We start from the raw sequence: 18,884 nt of genomic DNA, 5'->3' as shown, positions 1-18,884 counted from the left end.
TGTGATTGTGCAGAAAGCATACCAGAGGCGTCCTAGGCACATCCTAAACGGCGGCTGTACCGGATCACTTTCATCGCGGGATTTCCCTCTCGCCTGAACCCTGCCGCACCGCCCCACTGGCGCCGTTATGCGCCCCGCCACCATTCATCGACGGTTAACCTCTGCCACGTATGCTGGCGCCAAATCGGGTCATCGGGACCCGTTATCACCACTCAAAAGGACATCAGGGAATGGTTGCCGCGCAACTCAACGACCCCAAAACTACCCTCGCGGATACCCTGCGGGCCACCGCGCACGCCATCGACGAGAGCCACATCAGCCTGCGCCAGATGCTCGCGCTGGTGGGCGAGCAGGGCATGCTGCTGTTTTGCGTGCTGCTCACCGTCCCCTTCCTGCTGCCGGTCTCCATTCCCGGGGTCAGCACCCCGTTTGGCCTGCTGATCCTCTTTATCGGGATCGGCATCACCCTCAATCGGGTGCCCTGGCTGCCCGCCATGCTGATGGAGCGCCGCTTCGCTGCCGACCAGCTCAAGACGACCCTGCACAAGGGGGCGGATCTGCTGGCCCGGGTCGATCGCGTTATCCGCCCGCGCCTGCTGGTGCTGACCGGCAGCAACACGGTCAACCGCTGCAACGGCCTGCTGATCATGCTGGCCGCCCTGCTGCTGATGCTGCCCCTGGGCGCCATCCCGTTCACCAACGCCATGCCTGCCTGGGCCATCCTGCTGCTGGCCACCGGCATGTTGCAGCGGGACGGTCTGTTCGTTGCCAGCGGCTATCTGCTGGTAAGCGCAACCCTGGTCTGGTTCAGCGTGCTGGCCATCGGCTTACTGATGGCGGGCCAGAGCGCCAGCGGCCTGCTCGGCTAAATCCGAGGCAAAGAAAAAGGGCGACCAGATGGTCGCCCTTTTTGATTTGTGCGGGATACCGCCCGGTCAAAGCAGATCGTAGATAAGGGCCGAGATGGCAAGCAGCCCCATCACCAACACAAAAAGGGTACTCGGCCCGCGATAACGCTTGAGTGCGGGCAAGCGATAGATGGAGCAGGCTGGCAGCAGAAACAGGATCACCGCGATCAGCGGGCCACTGACGCGCTCGATGATGTCGAGCACGTTGGGGTTCAGATAGGTGATGACGGCGGTCACCATAAACAGGATCACCGATGACACCCGAGCGATGGTCGACTCCTTGAGGGAGAGCCCCAGCCCCTGACAGGCACCGCTCACCATGCTCACCGTCCCCTCGCTCACCCCCATGGAGGTGCCGAGGAAAGATTTGGACATGGCCAGAATGGCGATGAGCGGCCCCACATAGGCGATCAGCGGATTGGAGAACTTGTTCGCCAGCGCCGACAGCACGGAGATATTGTCGGTGCGGGCCAGCGTCATCTCCGCCTGACTCAGGCTCATCACGCAGCTCACCACGAAAAAGAGCACGCTGCCGCAAATCAGCATGCTGCTGCACTTGATGATCCGCTTGGCGCGCAGGTCGGCACTCTCCTGACAACGCTTTTTCTGCGCCGCGCTGAAGGAAGAAATAATGGGCGCATGGCTGAAGGAGAACACCATCACCGGCACGATCAGCCAGAGGGATTTCCAGAACGCCGGATCACGCCACTCCACCGCCTGACTCTCGCTGAAATAGGAGAGGCTCCACTGGGGCAACAGATAGATAGAGAGGCCAATCAGAAAGGCGACCATCGGCAGTGCCAGCACGCTGATGGCCGACACCACGATCTGTTTGCCGGCCAGCAGGATCAGATGCAGACCCAGCATCACCCCCAGCACCAGCAAGCCGCGCGGCAACTCGGCATCCCCCAGCTGGTGCACCACAAAGCTCTGGATCGCATTGGTGATGGAGATGCTGTAGACCAGAATGATGGGGTAGAAGGCCATCAGATAGACCAGCATCAACAGCTTGCCCGCCTTGGCACCGAAGTGCTCCTCCACCACATGGGTGATATCCCCTTCCCGATGGGAGCTGGAGAGCACAAAGCGGCTCAATGCCCGGTGGGAATAATAAGAGAGTGGAAAAGCCAGCAATAAAATAAACAGCAAAATAACCGGCGAATTACTGCCAACAGTAATAGGGAGAAATAACGTACCGGCACCGACAGCAGTGGCATATAGGCCCATGGTCCATACCGAATCGCTTTTCTCCCATTTCAATTTTGAAACAGAGTTACTCTTTTCAGCAATAGAAACACTCATTGCAATATATACCTTATTAGTCTGTCATCATTATTTTTATTGGCCCGAATAACAGGCTGGAGATATGTCTTTGCATATCGCCATGCACATGAAAAAACAACGCCGCCAGCGGCCAACAGGGCCACTGGAGAGAAACGGAGCTGCCACGCTACCATCGTTGAAATCGCTATCCGGGTCAAGGTTAATAATTCATGACTGTTTGAATCGGAATGTTTCAAAAGACAACAGGATGTATCACATTCGTCACCCAAAACCAGATTCACGCCTGTTTGATAACATACCGATAAAACCTCATGCTGTTGCCCAACAACACAAATAAGACCAGCGATCAGGCCGATAATATTAACACCTTAAGCTGTGGAATATGAGTTAAATAATACGGCCAACTTTTCTACTAATTGACAGTGATGTCAGCCAATTTATTCAGGGTAAAAGCGCAGGCTATTTCCCACAGCGACCGGGGTGGCACTCTCAACCTGCCGGGCAGTGCGCCACCCGGTTGCGGCCTGCCCGCTTGGCACGATAGAGCCACTCGTCGGCCCGGGCCAGCGCCTGATTGATCTCCTCCTCCGGCTGCACCAGGGTTGTGCCCAGACTGACCGTGATGGCGACCGGATCGGCAGGCAGCGCTTCGACGGCGGCGCGGATCTGCTCCGCCATCTGCTGCAAACCGGCTTCATCGATCCGCGGCAGCAGGATCAGAAACTCCTCGCCACCGCTGCGCACAAAGAGGTCATCCGCCCGCAACAGGGCATCGATACAACTACTGAAGCGCTGCAAGGCCCGATCTCCCTGTTGGTGGCCGTAGCGATCGTTGAGCTGCTTGAAGTGATCAATGTCGAGCATGATGAGGCCGCAAGGCGCCTCCCCTGCCCGCAACGGCTGGCAGTGTTCAAAGAAGAACCGGCGGTTGTAGAGGCCGGTCAGCTGGTCGGTTTCACTCTGGCGCAGCAGTCGCTGCTGCAACTCGTACTGGCGAGTGATATTGCGGGTCACCCAGGCCACCGCCCGCTTGCCATCATAGAGGGAGGGCAGCGGCGCAATCTTGCCCTCGAAACGCTGTATCCCTTGCGGCCCGGCGGCAGCATTGATCCCCCCCACCTCGGCGGCGGAGAGCTCATACTCCACCACCCGCACCTGACCGCTTGCCAGCGACTCGGCCACCTGCGCCTTGACCCACATGGCCATCTCGGGTGGCAGCACATCGGCCAACTGCTTGCCCGCCAGCGGATTGCCATCGTGATAGGATTGCTGCTCCATGCCGCCGATATATTCCACGTAATAGCCATCTTCACTGAGAATAAAGACGGGATCTGGCAGCTGGGCCATCACTTCATAAAGCTGGGTTACCGAAAGCGCCACGGAGACTCCTGTACTTCAACGTCAAACAGGGGGGAGATATTCTGCCTCAAGAGGACTCACGCGCCCTCATCGGCAGAACAGAAAAATCTGCGGCCACAGCCAACAATCCTTTACATCTAGCAGCCTGCCAGCCTCTCGGCCACCACAGGTGGCCAGCGCGTTGCAACTCCCGCCACTGCGCTCGCTCACGGCGGCGAAAGCCCCCTCACCCGGTCACGCATATCCCATTGTTTCAACTCACAAGTTCATTTACGCTGGCCGTCCTGAGTCCAGTTTTCACCTCATCAGCCATCAGGGAGCCAGCCACCCGCAACCGCAGGGGCTGTACCACGGAAAAGGAATCGCCAGATGAAAAACGCCATCGTTACCGCCCGCTTCGACGCCATCAGCACCGAAGGGGAACAGCTCACCCTCAAGATCGCCATCAAGGCCCCCGAGCCGGATCCACGTTCGGCTGGCGGTGACTGGCGCTGCAAGGTGAAGCTGGCGGGGCTGAGCGACAAGACCTTTATCTACGGCATCGACAGCCTGCAGGCCCTGAGCCTCGCCATCAAGTTTGTCGAGACCGAACTGCGCGCTTTCTCCGATGCGGGCTGGCAATTCTATCTGCCCGACTGCCCCGATCACCCCATCGACATGAGCGCCTGCTACTTCCCGGCGCTCTAGCCCGGCCCATCCAAGGAGCCCGGATGCACGGACCCGATCCCGCCAATCCCCACCCCATGAACGGCTTCCCCCAGGTGTGCTTTATCAAAAACACCATCAAGGGGCCCAATATCGAGGTGGGTGACTACACCTATTACGACGACCCGGAGGATTCGGCGGGCTTCGAGCGCAACGTCCTCTACCACTTCCCCTTCATCGGCGACAAGCTCATCATCGGCAAATTCTGCGCCATCGCCCGCGGGGTGAAGTTCATCATGAACGGCGCCAACCACCAGACCTCCGGCTTCTCCACCTACCCCTTCTTTATCTTCGGCAACGGCTGGGAGAGCGCCGCTCCCGCCCCGGGCAGCCTCCCCTACAAGGGCGATACCGTCATCGGCAACGATGTCTGGATTGGCTATGACGCCCTGATCATGCCGGGGGTAAAAGTCGGCAACGGCGCCATTATCGCCGCCCGCTCGGTGGTCACCGGTGACGTGCCCGCCTACGCCGTGGTCGGCGGCAACCCCGCCAAAGTGATCCGCTACCGCTTCGACGACGACACCATCGCCCGTCTCAACGCCATCGCCTGGTGGGACTGGCCAGTGGAGCAGATTAGCCGCAATTTGCCGCTTATCAGCGGCGGCGAGATAGCCGCGCTGGAAGCGGCAATCCGTTAGAGACAACCACTACGACAACAACATGACCCGCAAGATAGTAGAAACAACAAAGGACGCCTTGTCGGCGCCCTTTGGCTTGATGGATATAACTGAAGCCTGCTGGCTTGGGCTGGCTATCAACCGGTGTTACGCATACCTGCGGCAATACCGGCGATGGTGACCATCAGCGCCTTGTCCAGCTCGGGGTGCAGGGTCTCCGGGTGGTTGCGGGAGCGGTTGAGCAGCTCGGCTTGCAGCACGTTGAGCGGGTCTGTGTAGGGGTTGCGCAGCTTGATGGACTCCTTGATCCACGGCTGATCCTCCAGCAGATCCCCGCGCGGGCTCAGTTTCAGCACCACCTCGATGGATTCGGCGAGCTCCTGACGCAGCTGTTTGCCAAGACCCCACAGCTCCTGCGGCACCAGACGGGTGTCGTAGTACTCGGCGAGCCAGACGTCCGCCTTGAGGAACACCATCTCCAGCATCTCGAGGCGAGTGCGGAAGAAGGGCCACTGGGCGCTCATCTCTTCCAGCACCGCCAGCTTGCCGCCGTCGATGGCCTGCTGCAGTGCCTTGTGGGCACCGAGCCAGGCCGGCAGCATCAGGCGGTTCTGGGTCCAGGCGAAAATCCACGGAATGGCGCGCAGGCTCTCGACACCGCCGTTGGGCTTGCGCTTGGAGGGACGGGAGCCGAGCGGCAGCTTGCCGAGCTCCATCTCCGGGGTGGCGGCACGGAAGTAAGGGACGAAGTCCGGATGACCGCGCACGATACTGCGGTAGTGCTCGCAGGAGTCGGCGGCCAGCTGTTCCATCACCTCGCGCCAGCACTCTTTCGGCTTGGGCGGCGGCAGCAGGTTCCCTTCCAGCACGGCGCTGGTGTAGAGCTCCAGACTCTTGATCGCCACTTTCGGCAGACCGAACTTGAAGCGGATCATCTCCCCCTGTTCGGTGGTACGCAGACCGCCGCGCAGGGATCCCGGCGGCTGGGAGAGGATGGCCTGATGGGCAGGCGCACCACCACGACCGACGGTACCGCCACGGCCATGGAACAGGGTGAGGCGGATGTTGTTGGCTTCGGCCAGCCCCACCAGGGATTCCATGGCAGCGTACTGGGCCCAGCCTGCGGCCATCATGCCCGCATCCTTGGCAGAGTCGGAGTAACCGATCATCACGTACTGGCGGCCCTGAATGTAGCCGCGATACCAGTCCACCGAGAGCAGACGCTCCATCACGGCGGTGCCTGCCATCAGGTCATCCTGGGTTTCAAACAGCGGGGCGACCGGCATGCGGAACTTGCAGCCAGCCTCTTTGAGCAGCAGTTGCACCGACAGCACATCGGACGGCGCACCGGCCATGGAGATGATGTAGATACCGAACGCATCGGGGTCGTGCTCGGCGATGACCTGACAGGTATCCAGCGTCTCGCGCACCTCGGCGCTCGGCTCCCAGTCGTGGGGAATGAGCGGGCGACGGGAGTTCAGTTCGTTGAGCAGGAAGGCCTGCTTGTCATCTTCGCTCCACTCGGCGTAGTCACCCAGACCCAGATAGCGGGTCAGCTCGGAGAAGACCAGCCCGTGACGCTCGCCATCCTGACGGATATCGAGCTTGACCAGATGAATGCCGAAACAGGCGACCTTGCGCAGCACGTCCAGCAGCATGCCGTCGGCGATGTTGCCCATGCCGCAGGCGTGCAATGAGTGGTAGCAGAGCTCCAGCGGCTCGCGCAGCTGGGCGGTGGTCTTGACCAGATCCTGGCTCTCGCTCGCCTGGCCCTGCACCTTGGCGGTGAGGTGCTCCTTGGTCTCGCGCAGCGCTTCACGCAGCTCGCGCACCAGCGCACGGTAGGGCTCGGGGTGATCGCCAACGCGAGCTCGCACGGCGTCGGTACAGTCGGACATGGAGAGCTCGGAGGTGAGCTCCTTGATGTCTTTGTAGAACAGGCTCACCGCCATCCAGCGGCCCAGCTCCAGCACTTCGGCAGTCACCTTGGCGGTGACGAAGGGGTTGCCATCGCGGTCACCGCCCATCCAGGAGGTGAACTTGACCGGCGCGGCATCCAGCGGCAGCCGCACACCCAGATGGTGTTGCAGACGCTCGTCCAGATTGCGCATGAATTCGGGAATGGCAGGCCACAGGCTGTTCTCCACCACCGCAAAGCCCCACTTGGCTTCGTCGACCGGAGTCGGGCGCTGTTCGCGGATCTCGTTGGTGTGCCATGCCTGATTGATGAGCTGTTCGATGCGATTGAGGATCTTGTCCCGCTCGCGGGGCAGCAGGTCGGAAAGCTCCAGCGCCTCGAGGCAGTCGTTGAGCTGTACGTGCTTGTGGATCAGGGTGCGGCGGGTCACCTCGGTGGGATGAGCGGTCAGCACCAGATCGATATCCAGCTCGCGCACGGCCTGAATGATGGCCTCTTGCGACAGGTTGGAGGCTTTCAGCTTGTCGAACATCTGCTCCAGCGGATCCGGGGTGCAGACCTGCTCTTCACAGCGACGGGAAATGGTGTGGAACTGTTCAGCCACGTTGGCCAGATTGAGGAACTGGCTGAAGGCGCGGGCCACCGGCAGCAGTTCATCATCGCTCAGGGTGCGCAGGGTATCGAGCAGACGTTCCCGGTCTGATTCATTGCCCTTGCGGGAGGACTTGGCCAATTGGCGAATGGTTTCGATCTTGTCGAGAAAGGCCTGACCCTGATGATCCTTGATGGATTTACCCAGCAGCTGACCCAGCATACCTACGTTGGCGCGTAGTGCGGCGTACTTTTCGTTCATTCCACATCCTTATCTTGTTGGTGCCTGACACCCATCCGGGGTGCTAGACGACCTCACTTATTGTTGTGCGATTACAACATATGCTCCGTCATCTTAGGGTGACAATCTACCCAGATTGTCTGCGCAAGGTCAAATAACAGGCCGATTCAGAACATGTATTTCCATCACCACTCCACAACCGGCTTGTTATGTAACTTACTTACAGTTTTTACGCCCCTTTCACCGCCGCCGCTACAGGCAAAAACGTCTGATCAGGTGCTGCAACACCGAGGTGGTCGGCTTGACGAAGGAGAGGTCGAGATACTCATCCGGCTGGTGCGCCTGGGTGATATGACCGGGACCCATCACTATGGTCTCGCAGCCAAGCTGCTGGATAAACGGCGCCTCGGTGCAGTAGTTGACCGACTCGGCGGCGCGACCGCTCGCCTTCTCAGCTTCGCGCACCAGCACAGAGTCGTCGGCGCAGGCATAGGCGGGAATAGGCTCGTGCAGATGTTGCAGATGCAGGCAGCCCGGCTGGTGGATCTCGATGGGCGACAGCGCCTCTTTGAGCATCCCCATCAGCTCATCCGGCCCCACCTGCGGGGTGGGTCGCAGGTCGATATGTAGCTCGCAGCAGCCGCAGATGCGGTTCGGGCTGTCGCCGCCCTGAATGTAACCCAGGTTCAGGGTCGGCTGTGGCACGGCAAAACGGTGGTCGGCGTAGCGATCTTTCAGATCCTGCTGCAAGCGCAGCACCTGCCCCATCGCCTTGTGCATGATCTCCATGGCGTTGACGCCGTTGGCGGGATCCGAGCTGTGACCGCTCTTGCCGGTAATACGGATTGCCTCCGACATATGCCCCTTGTGGGCCACCACCGGCACCAGTCCGGTCGGCTCGCCAATCACGGCGTAGTCGGGTTTCAATTCGGCCGCCGCGGCGATGGCGCGGGCCCCCGCCATGGTGGTCTCTTCATCGGCAGTGGCGAGAATGCGCAGCGGCTTGTTGAGCTTGGTGAGGTCAATATCTTTGAGCGCCTCTACGATAAAGGCGAAGAAGCCCTTCATGTCGATGGTGCCGAGGCCATAGAGGCGGTTGCCCTCTTCGGTCACCTTGAAGGGATCCTTGCTCCAGCCCCCCTCATCGAACGGCACAGTATCTGTGTGGCCTGCCAGCAGCAGACCGCCCTCCCCCTGACCAATCGTCGCCACCAGATTGAACTTGCCCGGCAGATCGGGGAGCGCCGTTACCTCGCACTGAAAACCGAGCTGACCGAACCAGTCGGCCAGCAGCCGGATCACCGCCTCATTGCTCTGATCCCACTTGGGATCCGTGCTGCTGATAGAGGGAATCGCAATAATATTCTTATAAAGTGAAAAAAAATCCAGATTGGCCATCAGCTCCTCCTTGCGTCCCCGGAATGTTTCTGTTAGAAAATACAAATGCAAAGTGAGTGCATGAATATTCTGTAATTTTACCTGAATATCTGGCTCATCAACAAAGGCTTCTAGTTGTAAGGGAAAGTTAATGTTCTGTCACCTGATCTATAACCGACGACACACACCCGCCTGAATTGCCCCTCCGCACTTGTGCAAAGGGGCGCTCGACCACCCTTGTGCACTGCAGCGCCATGCTGTGAATCTCGAACTCTGACTTGGAATATTCAACATGCTTAACACCGTTATCGTCGGTGCCAGTGGCTACGCGGGAGCCGAACTGGCCGCACTGGTACAGAACCACCCACAACTCAAACTGTTCGGCCTCTATGTCTCCGCCGGCAGTCAGGATGCCCACAAGCGCTTCTCTTCCCTGCATCCCCAGTGGGTCGGAGCCCTCGATCAGCCGCTGCTGCCGCTGGACGACGATGGCATGACCCGGATCCTGACCCAGGCCGATCTGGTACTGTTGGCCACCGCCCACGAGGTGAGCGCCGAGCTCGCACCCAAGTTTCTCGCCAAGGGGCTGCCGGTGTTCGATCTCTCCGGCGCCTTCCGGGTCAAGGATCAGGGCTTTTACGACAGCTTCTACGGCTTCACCCACGACAGCGAGCAGTGGCTGGATCAGGCCGTCTATGGCCTGGCGGAGTGGAATGCCGATGCCATCGCTACCGCCCAGCTGATTGCGGTGCCGGGTTGTTACCCGACCGCCTCCCTCTGTGCTCTCAAGCCGCTGCAGCAGGATGGCCTGATTGCCAAGGGGTGGCAGCCGATCATCAACGCCGTCTCCGGGGTTTCCGGCGCCGGGCGCAAGGCCGCCATCAACACCAGCTTCTGCGAAGTGAGCCTCAACCCTTACGGCACCTTCAATCACAGACACCAGCCGGAGATCAGCCACCACCTCGGCAAGGAGGTGCTGTTCCAGCCCCACCTTGGCAACTATGTGCGCGGCATTCTGGCCACCATCTATGTGCAGCTGGCGGACGGCGTCACCCCCACCCAGGTGGATCAGGCCTTCCTCAAGGCTTACGAAGGCAAGCCGCTGGTGCGCCTCACCGGCCAGATGCCCTCCATCCGTGGCGTAGCGGGCACCCCTTACTGCGACATTGCCTGGCAACAGCAGGGCAACATGCTGGTGGTGGTCTCGGCCATCGACAACCTGCTCAAGGGCGCCGCCTCGCAAGCCATGCAGTGCATAAATATCAAATTTGGTTTTGAACCGGCCACCGGCCTGATTTAAGGACTTAGGAAGGATCTCGAACATGGACAAACAGACGTTGGTAATCAAGCTGGGCGGTGCCCTTATCGAGAACGACGAGGCGCTGACCGCCCTGTTCGCCACCCTCAAAACCTTTCTCGATGATCAGCACCGTCCGCTGGTGCTGGTGCACGGCGGTGGCTGTCTGGTGGATGACCTGCTCAAGGGGCTGGGTCTCACCTCCACCAAGAAGAATGGCCTGCGGGTAACCCCGTTCGAGCAGATCCCCTTCATTGCCGGGGCGCTGGCAGGGACGGCCAACAAGCAGATGATGGCCAAGGCGATCGCCACTGGCATTCCGGCAGTTGGGCTCTGCCTCGCCGACGGCGGCCTCTGTCAGGTGACCCAGCTCGACCCGGATCTCGGCGCGGTCGGCGAGTGCAAGCCGGGCAACCCGGCGCTGGTAGCAGGCATCCTCGGTCAGGGCTTCCTGCCGGTGGTGAGCTCTATCGGCATCACCGCCGAGGGGCAGCTGATGAACGTCAACGCGGATCAGGCGGCCACCGCCATTGCCGAGGCGCTCGGTGCCGATCTGGTAATGCTCTCCGATGTGAGCGGCATCCTCGATGGCAAGGGCAAGCTGGTGCCCCAGCTCGACAGGCTGACCGCGCTGGATCTGATGGAGAAAGGGGTGATCACGGACGGCATGGCGGTCAAGGTAGAAGCGGCCCTGCACGCCGCCGAGACACTCGGCAAGCCGGTCTGTGTCGCCAGCTGGCGCTACCCGGATCAGCTGCTCAAGCTGCTGGCTGGCGGCGCCGTCGGCACTCAAGTGGCTATTTGATCTCCACCGGAACAAGGAACATCCGATGCAACATCTTCTGAAAGACAGTGATCTGAACAAAGCCCAGATTGAAGCGCTGATTGCGCTGGGCAAAGCGGTCAAGGCCGACCCGAAGAAGTACAGCCAGGCGCTGGCGGGCAAGAGCGTGGTCACCCTGTTCGAGAAGCCCTCCCTGCGCACCCGGGTCACCTTCGACATCGGCATCGCCAAACTGGGCGGCCACAGCGTCTATCTGGATCAGCAAAACGGCGCGCTGGGCAAGCGGGAGTCGGTGAAGGATTTCGCCGCCAACCTGTCGCGCTGGTGTGATGCCATCGTCGCCCGGGTGTTCGATCACCAGACTCTGGTCGAGCTGGCAGAGCACGGCACAGTGCCGGTGGTGAACAGCCTGTGCAACCTCTACCACCCCTGTCAGGGGCTGGCCGACTTTATGACCATTGCCGAGCACTACGACGACCTGTCGAAGGTGAAGCTTGCCTACCTCGGTGATGGCAACAACGTCAGCCACTCTCTGCTGCTGCTGGGGGCGACCCTCGGCACCGACGTCACCCTTATCTGCCCGAAAGGCCACGGCCCGGATACCCAGATCTTCCTGCAGGCGCAGGCACTGGCGGCCAAGTCGGGGGCGACCATCCACATCAGCGATGACGTGGCGGATATCGAAGGGTTCGATGTTGCCTACACAGATACCTGGGTCTCCATGGGTGACAACACCCCGATGGAGCAGGTCAAAGACCTCTTTATGCCTTACCAGATCAACCAGGCACTGCTCGACCGGACCGGCATCCAGCATGTGCTGCACTGCCAGCCGGCGCACCGGGAGCTGGAGATCACCTCGCAGGTGATGGATGGCCCCGCCTCCCTCATCATGGACGAGGCCGAAAACCGGATGCATATCCAGAACGCCGTGTTGCTGACCCTTCTCGGCGGCAAGTAACGCGGCACTCAACCTGAATCACGACACTTTTATTGAATCATCATCGAATCATCACGGAGAGAAGTAACATGAGCGGAATCAACAAGATCGTACTGGCTTACTCGGGTGGACTGGATACCTCGGCCATCATTCCCTGGCTGAAAGAGCACTATGACGCCGAAATCATCGCCTTCGTGGCCGATGTGGGTCAGGAGCGCGACGATCTGGAAGGGATCGAGCAGAAGGCCATCGCCTCCGGCGCCACCAAGTGCATCATCAAGGATCTGCGGGAAGAGTTCGTCAAAGAGTACGTCTACCCGACCCTGAAGACCGGCGCCGTCTATGAAGGCACCTACCTGCTGGGCACCTCCATGGCCCGTCCGGTGATCGCCAAGGCGATGGTCGAAGCGGCGCTGGCGGAAGGGGCCGATGCCATCTCCCACGGCTGTACCGGCAAGGGGAACGATCAGGTGCGTTTCGAAGGTGCGGTCGCCGCGCTGGCGCCCCAACTGAAAGTGATCGCCCCGTGGCGGATCTGGGACATGCGCTCCCGGGAAGATCTGCTGGCCTATCTGGAGACCCGCAACATCCCCTGCAAGGCGACCCTGAAGAAGATCTACAGCCGCGACGCCAACGCCTGGCACATCTCCACCGAGGGTGGCGAGCTGGAGAGCACCTGGAATGAGCCCTCCGAAGCAGTCTGGCAGTGGACCGTACCGGCCGAACAGGCACCGGACCAGCCGGAGTACGTCAAGCTGACCGTGGCGCAGGGTGAAGTGGTGGCCGTGGATGACCAGCCGCTGAGCCCGCACCAGATCCTGATGACCCTGAACGAGCGTGCTGGCAAGCACGGCGTGGGCCGCATCGACATCACCGAAAACCGGATGGTGGGGATGAAATCCCGCGGCTGCTACGAGACCCCGGGCGGTACCGTGATGGTCGCCGCGCTGCGCGCCGTGGAAGAGCTGGTAATGGATCGCCCGACCCGCGCCTGGCGGGAGAAGCTGGGTGCCGAGTTCTCCCATCTGGTCTATGACGGTCGCTGGTTCACCCCGCTGTGCAAGGCGATCCTCGCCTCTGCCAACGCCATCGCCGAAGATCTCGACGGTGAAGTGGTGCTGAAGATGTACAAGGGTCAGGTCACTGCGGTGCAGAAGAAGTCGCCGAACAGCCTCTACTCCGAAGACTTCGCCACCTTCGGCGCCGACGAAGTGTATGACCAGAGCCATGCCGAAGGCTTCATCCGTCTCTACACCCTGGCCAGCCGGATCCGCGCCATGAAGGAGCAGCATCAGGCTATCGGTGGCGACCATACCCACGGCTAAGCAAGCGAGATAACCCGTTGATTCCGTTGAGGGGGCATGGCCCCCTCTTCTATAGACCGAGGGCATGGCCCCTGAGCCATCATCGGCGGGTGTGACAAGAGCGGCAGCGCCCCGGCCGCTTCTGTGAGATAACAGGCTCGCAGAAAAACAGGGCACGATTTCAAGCTCGATGGCGCAAGGCGCCGCCGACAACGCATTCAAGGAGAGCAGTATGGCACTTTGGGGTGGACGCTTCAGTCAGGGAGCCGATAGCCGGTTCAAGCAGTTCAACGATTCGCTGCGGTTCGATTACCGCTTGGCGGAGCAGGATATTCAGGGCTCCATGGCCTGGGCCAAAGCGCTGGTCAAGGTGGGCGTGTTGACCGCCGATGAGCAGGCAAAGCTGCAACAGGCGATGGAAGTGCTGCTCGCCTCGGTGCAACAGGATCCTCAGCAGATCCTGAGCTCGGATGCCGAAGATATCCACTCCTGGGTCGAGAGCCAGCTGATTGCCGCCGTCGGTGACTTGGGTAAAAAGCTGCACACCGGCCGCTCGCGCAACGATCAGGTCGCCACCGACCTGAAACTCTGGTGCAAGGCACAGGGCGAGCTGCTGCTCGGCTCCATCACCTCCCTGCAACAGGGGTTGGTCGCCTCCGCTCGCGCCAATCAGGCCGCCGTGCTGCCCGGTTACACCCACCTGCAGCGGGCCCAGCCGGTCACCTACGCCCACTGGGCGCTGGCCTATGTGGAGATGCTGGAGCGGGACTACTCCCGGCTGCAGGATGCCCTCAAGCGCCTCGACACCAGTCCGCTCGGCTGTGGTGCGCTGGCGGGCACCGCCTATGCCATCGACCGCGAAGCGCTGGCGCTCGACATGGGCTTTGCCGGCGCCACCCGCAACAGTCTGGATTCGGTCTCCGATCGGGATCACGTAGTGGAACTGATGCACGTGGCGTCCCTCTCCATGACCCACCTGTCGCGCTTTGCTGAAGATCTCATCTTCTACAACACCGGCGAGGCGGGCTTTGTCGAGCTCTCCGATGCGGTCACTTCCGGCTCCTCCCTGATGCCGCAGAAGAAGAACCCGGATGCGCTGGAGCTGATCCGTGGCAAGACCGGCCGGGTGGTCGGCGCCCAGATGGGCATACTGATGAGCCTCAAGGCGCTGCCGCTGGCCTACAACAAGGACATGCAGGAAGACAAGGAGGGGCTGTTCGATGCCCTCGACACCTGGCACGACTGCCTCGACATGGCGGCGCTGGTGCTGATCGATCTGAAAGTGAATGGCGAGCGCACCATGGCGGCGGCCCAGGGCGGTTACGCCAACGCTACCGAGCTGGCGGACTATCTGGTGGCCAAGGGGATCCCGTTCCGTGAAGCGCACCATATCGTTGGTGAAACCGTGGTATTCGCCATCAGCGTGGGCAAACCGCTGGAGGAGCTCTCCATCGGCGAGTTCCAGCGCTTCAGCCCGGTAATCGAGTTCGACGTCTACCCCAATCTGGAACTGGAAGCAACCCTGGCCAAACGGGTCGCCAAAGGCGGCGTCGCCCGCGAGCAGGTTGAGGCAGCCCTGACTGCCGCCGAAAAATGGCTGGCAAAGCGCGACTAATTACCGTTAACGCAGAGAGAGGGCTCCAGCCCTCTTTTTTTGCGCCCGAAATGGCTTGTCCCGCTGACTGGATGCCTGTAGTTGTTGAATGGATGTCAGCGCTCGATAGAAGGAATCTGCATGTATCTGCCACCTCATTTCACCACCGATGATCCCGAAGCTCTGCATCAACTGATGCAGGCACATCCGCTAGGTGCTCTGATCACCCATGGCTCACAGGGGCTGGATGCCAACCATCTGCCATTTGAGTTTGCAAAGGAAACCGGAGGGCAGGGAGTCTTGCGCGCCCATGTCGCACGCAACAATCCGCTCTGGCAAGAGGTGCAGGATGGGGACGAAGTACTGGTGATCTTCAAGGCTGAAGATGCCTACATCTCCCCCAGCTGGTATCCGAGCAAGCATGATCATCACAAGCAGGTGCCGACCTGGAACTACAGCGTGGTGCATGCTCACGGTCGCATTCAGATTCGCGATGATGCCCGTTTCGTACGCCGCCTGCTGGCAAATCTGACTCGTCATCATGAGGCCGGAGAACCGACCCCATGGAAAATGGCGGATGCGCCGAGAGAATATATGGAAACCATGGTGCAGACCGTTGTCGGTATTGAAATCGAGATAGAACGGCTGGTTGGCAAATTCAAACTGGGCCAGAACAAGGATGAAGCGGATCGCCAAGGCGCAGCTCACGCCTTGCATGCAAGAGGGCTGGTCGAAGTAGCCTGCGACATGGAGAACCCGCCATCACCTCGCTCATAACGCGTTAAACCACAAACAGAAACGGCAACCCGAGGTTGCCGTTTTTTATTGCTTACCGCGGTTCAGGCGCTGGCATTGAGCAATTTGCCCACCCCTTCCCCCTTGCCATTTGGCAGGGTCTGTTTAAAGGCACCGAGCAGCTGATCGAGATTGAGATGGCTGGCACCAAGGGAATCCTTGAGGGTATCGAGCTCGCTTTGCAGCGCATCGAGGCGGGTACTCTGGGTGCCGCTCGCCAGCTGGTTGCGGGCGCTGTCGATGGCTGCGGGAAGGGATTGACCACCATTCTCCTGCCCCAGAGTCTGCATCAGCTCACCCATAAAGTGGTTGATGGCAGCGCGGTTCTGCTCGCTGTCGGCATCCTTGATACCGAGTCGCTGGAACAAACTCTGGACGGTCGGGCGAGGCGCTCTTCCTGCACGATTTGCTGCACAGGCTCAGGTTTGGCACTGCTGCCGAGCAGCTGACTGCCTAGCTTGAGGGCGATAGAGGCAAGGGGAAGCAGGCTGCTGATCATGATAACTCTCCGCGACAACGACCCTTGATGGTGTTGCCAAGAGATGTGCATAAGCGGGGCCAGCACGGCGATAAAACGCACTGCACCGGCTAATCCCTTGAATGGCTGATCTATTTATTCAACCAGCACGCAGGAGATAGCCGAGCGCAAAAGGGAGTCCGGCGGCCAGTAGCTGCCGCCACGGGCGGTAGTGGCAATATGGTGGCAAAGCGTTTTGCCGCCCCCCCCCGGGCAGCTATCGCCCTCTTTTCACACCCGGATCGCCAACTCTTTGAGCCACTTGCGCAGCCGCCCGTTGGCGTTGAGATAGGGGGAACCGCTATTGAACTGGATCATCCGCCCGAGCGTCCACTTCTCATACCAGAGGCAGCCATACAGCTGCTGGTCGCTGCGCGCCTCCACCAGTTCAATGATGTGCCCTCTGGCGGCAGCCAACCGCTGCAACAACGCCGGATAGCTGAGCCCCTCGTAATCCCGATAGAACTTTTGGGCCAGCCCGCCCAACTCGTTCCACTTAAAACCGGTTTCGGGAAAATCCACTGGCAGACCCGCCGCATCCCGCTCGATCCACTTGATCAGCAGTTCGTTCCAGCCGATAAGATAGGCCAACAGATTGACGACGCTCATGGTGGTTCCCTTGCTGTGCCCTGCCAAGGTCGGCTCCCGCACCCGGCTCTCGGGGACGGCCTGCAACGCCTTGAACAACTTGCTGAAATTGGTATCGATCGCGAGTAGCAGCTCGGCCTTGTTTTGCGGGATCCCCATTGCTCTCCCCTTTTCAGGTTTACTTGCGGCGCAGCCGAGGCGATTGCCGCAACCAAGGCAGCACGTTACGCTAACCCTCTTCATCCTGTACAGCTCATCCAGTGCAGGCCAACCATCACGGCAAGATCGGCAATGAATCAACTAATCAGCTATATCAGGGCCATTCATCGACAGGCGAGCCCCGTCACCCTCACACGCCAAGAGAGTGAACACTATAGCGAGCATGATGAGAGCGGCACTGTGATCCAACACCAGATAACCACCAGCTGGTTTGCCAATGGAGTCGTCATCCGCCAGCAAACCGAACAGGACGAAGCGCCATCGCAGCAGCTTTGTGCCGAGTGCTGGATCAGCTATCGGGTCATCGCCAGTCCCATTCCCATCACTCCAGCCAGCAAGCTGTTTCACAACCACTGTCAGGAGCGATTCTGGTTGAAGGTGCAGGGCATCACGCAGCAAAGGTGATTGGTGCGCCCGTGAGCAGGGCGCGGCAGGGGGAAACGCAAAGAGGCTCCAAAGAGCCTCTTTTTGTATACGTGTCTGAACCCGACTCAACCCAGCAGCAGATAGAGCTGGTGAGCGGCCACACCGGCGCACAGGCCACCGATAGTGTGGGCGACGATAGCGCGGGAGGTGAGATGGCGATAGCCGAGGGCATCGAGCATGGCGGTGTGGGTGCTCAAAAAGCCACTCCAGCACATCCCCATGGCGGTAAACACCGCGACCTCGTTACCAGTGATCCACCCCTTGGCGATAAAAGGGGGCACCAGCGACATGGCGGCACCGACCGCACCGAGGGAGGTAGCCGGGAAGGCAACCAGCTCCGGCTGCTGGAAGCCGAAAAGCAGGTCAAACAGCCAACTCACCTTGGCGGCCAGCACCGGCAGCAGGGCTACCCCCTGAAACGCTTCGCCGGTATAGCCCTTGTCGCCGGGGCCGAAGGTGAGCAGCATCACGAAGGTACTGATGATGAGCACCCCGGGGATCACCGCCATCCCCAGCTCCACGCCAGATTTGCCGCCATCGAGCAGAGAGTTGAGGATCCGCAGCCAGCCGGGAGCCGCCTCTTTGGTCACCCCTACCTTGCGGCCGTCGGACGATACAGCGTCATCGTTCAGCACTTCCCCCACCAGTGGGCGGATCATCCGTTGCATCAGTCGGGTAGAGACCACCGAGCCCACCAGAGCACCCAGCAACCCGATCAGCGCCGCGCTGGCGGTGGATTCACCGCTCGGCAGTTGCAGGGTGGCCATAAAGGTCACCACGATCAGCCCCATGCCGAAGGCGGTGCCGAAGTTGGTGAGCGACACCAGCTGCCAGGGGGTGAAGCCTTTGCGAAAGCGGCTGTCCTTGGCGAGGCTGATCACCGCCGGGTTGTCGGAGAAGAAGGTCATCAGCGCCGCCAGCGCGGTGCGGCCAGGCAGACGAAACACCGGCTTCATCAGGGGCGCCAGCAGCACCTCCAGCAGGCGGATCACCCCGAACTCGCTCAACAGCTGGCTCAGGGCACCGGAGAGCACCGTGATCCCCATAATAAAGAGCACGGTATTGAGCAGCAGCTGGTGGGCGGTATTGAAGAGAGTGTTGACCATGGCAGAGAGGCCCATCTGGCTGCCGAGGTAACCGAACAGGCTGCCGAGAATAAGCAGTACCAGCACGGGTTCCATCCAGTTCCTAATGGCGGCAAGTCGCCCCTTTGACTCTATAACTACATGATTTTCCATATCTATCCTGCGGTTCATCTGTGCGTGTGTGGTTGTTTTTATGGTTAAAAAAATGGCTGCGCCAAATAGAAAAAAGCCCTTGTCTTGCGACAAGGGCTTTTTGAATTGGCTCCTCCTACTGGACTTGAACCAGTGACATACGGATTAACAGTCCGCCGTTCTACCGACTGAACTAAGGAGGA

The 18,884-nt window shown here is 60.3% G+C and carries 16 protein-coding genes, 1 tRNA gene and 1 pseudogene; 10 read left to right on the top strand and 8 right to left on the bottom strand.

All coding sequences use genetic code 11. The features are described from left to right. Positions 1-230 precede the first annotated feature (230 nt). Positions 231-869 carry an exopolysaccharide biosynthesis protein gene (locus NOM06_RS18910; protein ID WP_162517530.1) on the top strand — a complete coding sequence of 213 codons (639 nt, stop codon included), beginning with the start codon at positions 231-233 and terminating at the stop codon, positions 867-869. Positions 870-935: 66 nt separating this feature from the next. Here the strand turns inward: NOM06_RS18910 and NOM06_RS18905 are convergent, their stop codons facing one another. Continuing rightward, a complete protein-coding gene (locus NOM06_RS18905; protein ID WP_370688936.1) occupies positions 936-2,210 on the bottom strand; it encodes an amino acid permease in 1,275 nt (424 codons plus the stop codon). A 471-nt stretch (positions 2,211-2,681) separates the two neighbouring features. Beyond that, entirely contained in the window at positions 2,682-3,572 is an 891-nt protein-coding gene (locus NOM06_RS18900; protein WP_139438568.1) for a sensor domain-containing diguanylate cyclase, read from the bottom strand. 348 nt (positions 3,573-3,920) lie between these two features. Between NOM06_RS18900 and NOM06_RS18895 the strand changes: the two genes are divergently transcribed. Further along, a complete protein-coding gene (locus NOM06_RS18895) occupies positions 3,921-4,238 on the top strand; it encodes a hypothetical protein (protein ID WP_042079716.1) in 318 nt (105 codons plus the stop codon). 23 nt (positions 4,239-4,261) lie between these two features. Beyond that, positions 4,262-4,897 (top strand): Vat family streptogramin A O-acetyltransferase, encoded by a 636-nt coding sequence (locus NOM06_RS18890; RefSeq protein ID WP_255912735.1) that lies wholly within the window; start codon positions 4,262-4,264, stop codon positions 4,895-4,897. A gap of 116 nt (positions 4,898-5,013) precedes the next feature. Here the strand turns inward: NOM06_RS18890 and ppc are convergent, their stop codons facing one another. Beyond that, positions 5,014-7,647, bottom strand: a complete 2,634-nt coding sequence (gene ppc / locus NOM06_RS18885; RefSeq protein WP_069554237.1) for a phosphoenolpyruvate carboxylase — start codon at positions 7,645-7,647, stop codon at positions 5,014-5,016. Positions 7,648-7,878: 231 nt separating this feature from the next. Further along, positions 7,879-9,024 (bottom strand): acetylornithine deacetylase, encoded by a 1,146-nt coding sequence (gene argE / locus NOM06_RS18880; RefSeq protein WP_236301962.1) that lies wholly within the window; start codon positions 9,022-9,024, stop codon positions 7,879-7,881. 271 nt (positions 9,025-9,295) lie between these two features. On the opposite strand from argE, the gene argC reads away from it, so the two are divergent. The 6 genes from argC (at position 9,296) to NOM06_RS18850 (ending at position 15,696) form a co-directional block, all read left to right on the top strand. After that, positions 9,296-10,303 (top strand): N-acetyl-gamma-glutamyl-phosphate reductase, encoded by a 1,008-nt coding sequence (argC, locus tag NOM06_RS18875; RefSeq protein WP_021231253.1) that lies wholly within the window; start codon positions 9,296-9,298, stop codon positions 10,301-10,303. 22 nt (positions 10,304-10,325) lie between these two features. After that, a complete protein-coding gene (argB, locus tag NOM06_RS18870) occupies positions 10,326-11,105 on the top strand; it encodes an acetylglutamate kinase (RefSeq protein ID WP_255912733.1) in 780 nt (259 codons plus the stop codon). 25 nt (positions 11,106-11,130) lie between these two features. Further along, complete coding sequence (locus NOM06_RS18865) at positions 11,131-12,042, top strand: ornithine carbamoyltransferase (RefSeq protein ID WP_033135648.1); 912 nt, start codon at positions 11,131-11,133, stop codon at positions 12,040-12,042. A gap of 68 nt (positions 12,043-12,110) precedes the next feature. Continuing rightward, a complete protein-coding gene (locus NOM06_RS18860) occupies positions 12,111-13,346 on the top strand; it encodes an argininosuccinate synthase (protein WP_255912731.1) in 1,236 nt (411 codons plus the stop codon). 211 nt (positions 13,347-13,557) lie between these two features. Then, entirely contained in the window at positions 13,558-14,940 is a 1,383-nt protein-coding gene (argH, locus tag NOM06_RS18855; RefSeq protein ID WP_255912729.1) for an argininosuccinate lyase, read from the top strand. 120 nt (positions 14,941-15,060) lie between these two features. Next, the gene (locus NOM06_RS18850) at positions 15,061-15,696 is read left to right on the top strand and encodes an FMN-binding negative transcriptional regulator (RefSeq protein ID WP_255912727.1); all 636 of its coding nucleotides are present in this window, start codon (positions 15,061-15,063) and stop codon (positions 15,694-15,696) included. 62 nt (positions 15,697-15,758) lie between these two features. Here the strand turns inward: NOM06_RS18850 and NOM06_RS18845 are convergent. Both NOM06_RS18845 and NOM06_RS18840 read right to left on the bottom strand, forming a co-directional pair. Continuing rightward, positions 15,759-16,213, bottom strand: a pseudogene (locus NOM06_RS18845) (hypothetical protein). A gap of 249 nt (positions 16,214-16,462) precedes the next feature. Beyond that, positions 16,463-16,978, bottom strand: a complete 516-nt coding sequence (locus NOM06_RS18840; RefSeq protein WP_255912725.1) for a ClbS/DfsB family four-helix bundle protein — start codon at positions 16,976-16,978, stop codon at positions 16,463-16,465. Between the two features lie 132 nt (positions 16,979-17,110). Here NOM06_RS18840 and NOM06_RS18835 point away from each other — a divergent pair, with 132 nt between their 5' ends. Continuing rightward, the gene (locus NOM06_RS18835) at positions 17,111-17,443 is read left to right on the top strand and encodes a nucleotidyltransferase family protein (RefSeq protein ID WP_139474361.1); all 333 of its coding nucleotides are present in this window, start codon (positions 17,111-17,113) and stop codon (positions 17,441-17,443) included. A gap of 86 nt (positions 17,444-17,529) precedes the next feature. On the opposite strand, the gene NOM06_RS18830 is transcribed toward NOM06_RS18835, so the two are convergent. Both NOM06_RS18830 and NOM06_RS18825 read right to left on the bottom strand, forming a co-directional pair. Then, positions 17,530-18,702, bottom strand: a complete 1,173-nt coding sequence (locus NOM06_RS18830; RefSeq protein WP_005355060.1) for a nucleoside recognition domain-containing protein — start codon at positions 18,700-18,702, stop codon at positions 17,530-17,532. A gap of 106 nt (positions 18,703-18,808) precedes the next feature. Further along, positions 18,809-18,884 (bottom strand) — tRNA-Asn (locus NOM06_RS18825).

The organism is Aeromonas sp. JL9 (assembly GCF_024436075.1).
In the GTDB taxonomy this organism is placed as follows: Bacteria; Pseudomonadota; Gammaproteobacteria; order Enterobacterales; family Aeromonadaceae; genus Aeromonas; species Aeromonas veronii.
Note: the sequence above shows the minus strand (reverse complement) of the source record. Positions and strands in the feature narration are given on the sequence as shown.

Excerpts from the sequence above, each read along its gene's own strand:
- NOM06_RS18910 (WP_162517530.1), top strand. The coding sequence starts at position 231 with ATGGTTGCCGCGCAACTCAACGACCCCAAAACTACCCTCGCGGATACC.
- NOM06_RS18905 (WP_370688936.1), bottom strand. The coding sequence starts at position 2,210 with ATGAGTGTTTCTATTGCTGAAAAGAGTAACTCTGTTTCAAAATTGAAA.
- NOM06_RS18895 (WP_042079716.1), top strand. The coding sequence starts at position 3,921 with ATGAAAAACGCCATCGTTACCGCCCGCTTCGACGCCATCAGCACCGAA.
- NOM06_RS18840 (WP_255912725.1), bottom strand. The coding sequence starts at position 16,978 with ATGGGGATCCCGCAAAACAAGGCCGAGCTGCTACTCGCGATCGATACC.
- NOM06_RS18835 (WP_139474361.1), top strand. The coding sequence starts at position 17,111 with ATGAATCAACTAATCAGCTATATCAGGGCCATTCATCGACAGGCGAGC.
- argB (WP_255912733.1), top strand. The coding sequence starts at position 10,326 with ATGGACAAACAGACGTTGGTAATCAAGCTGGGCGGTGCCCTTATCGAG.
- argH (WP_255912729.1), top strand. The coding sequence starts at position 13,558 with ATGGCACTTTGGGGTGGACGCTTCAGTCAGGGAGCCGATAGCCGGTTC.
- NOM06_RS18830 (WP_005355060.1), bottom strand. The coding sequence starts at position 18,702 with ATGGAAAATCATGTAGTTATAGAGTCAAAGGGGCGACTTGCCGCCATT.
- NOM06_RS18890 (WP_255912735.1), top strand. The coding sequence starts at position 4,262 with ATGCACGGACCCGATCCCGCCAATCCCCACCCCATGAACGGCTTCCCC.
- ppc (WP_069554237.1), bottom strand. The coding sequence starts at position 7,647 with ATGAACGAAAAGTACGCCGCACTACGCGCCAACGTAGGTATGCTGGGT.
- NOM06_RS18865 (WP_033135648.1), top strand. The coding sequence starts at position 11,131 with ATGCAACATCTTCTGAAAGACAGTGATCTGAACAAAGCCCAGATTGAA.
- argC (WP_021231253.1), top strand. The coding sequence starts at position 9,296 with ATGCTTAACACCGTTATCGTCGGTGCCAGTGGCTACGCGGGAGCCGAA.
- argE (WP_236301962.1), bottom strand. The coding sequence starts at position 9,024 with ATGGCCAATCTGGATTTTTTTTCACTTTATAAGAATATTATTGCGATT.
- NOM06_RS18860 (WP_255912731.1), top strand. The coding sequence starts at position 12,111 with ATGAGCGGAATCAACAAGATCGTACTGGCTTACTCGGGTGGACTGGAT.
- NOM06_RS18850 (WP_255912727.1), top strand. The coding sequence starts at position 15,061 with ATGTATCTGCCACCTCATTTCACCACCGATGATCCCGAAGCTCTGCAT.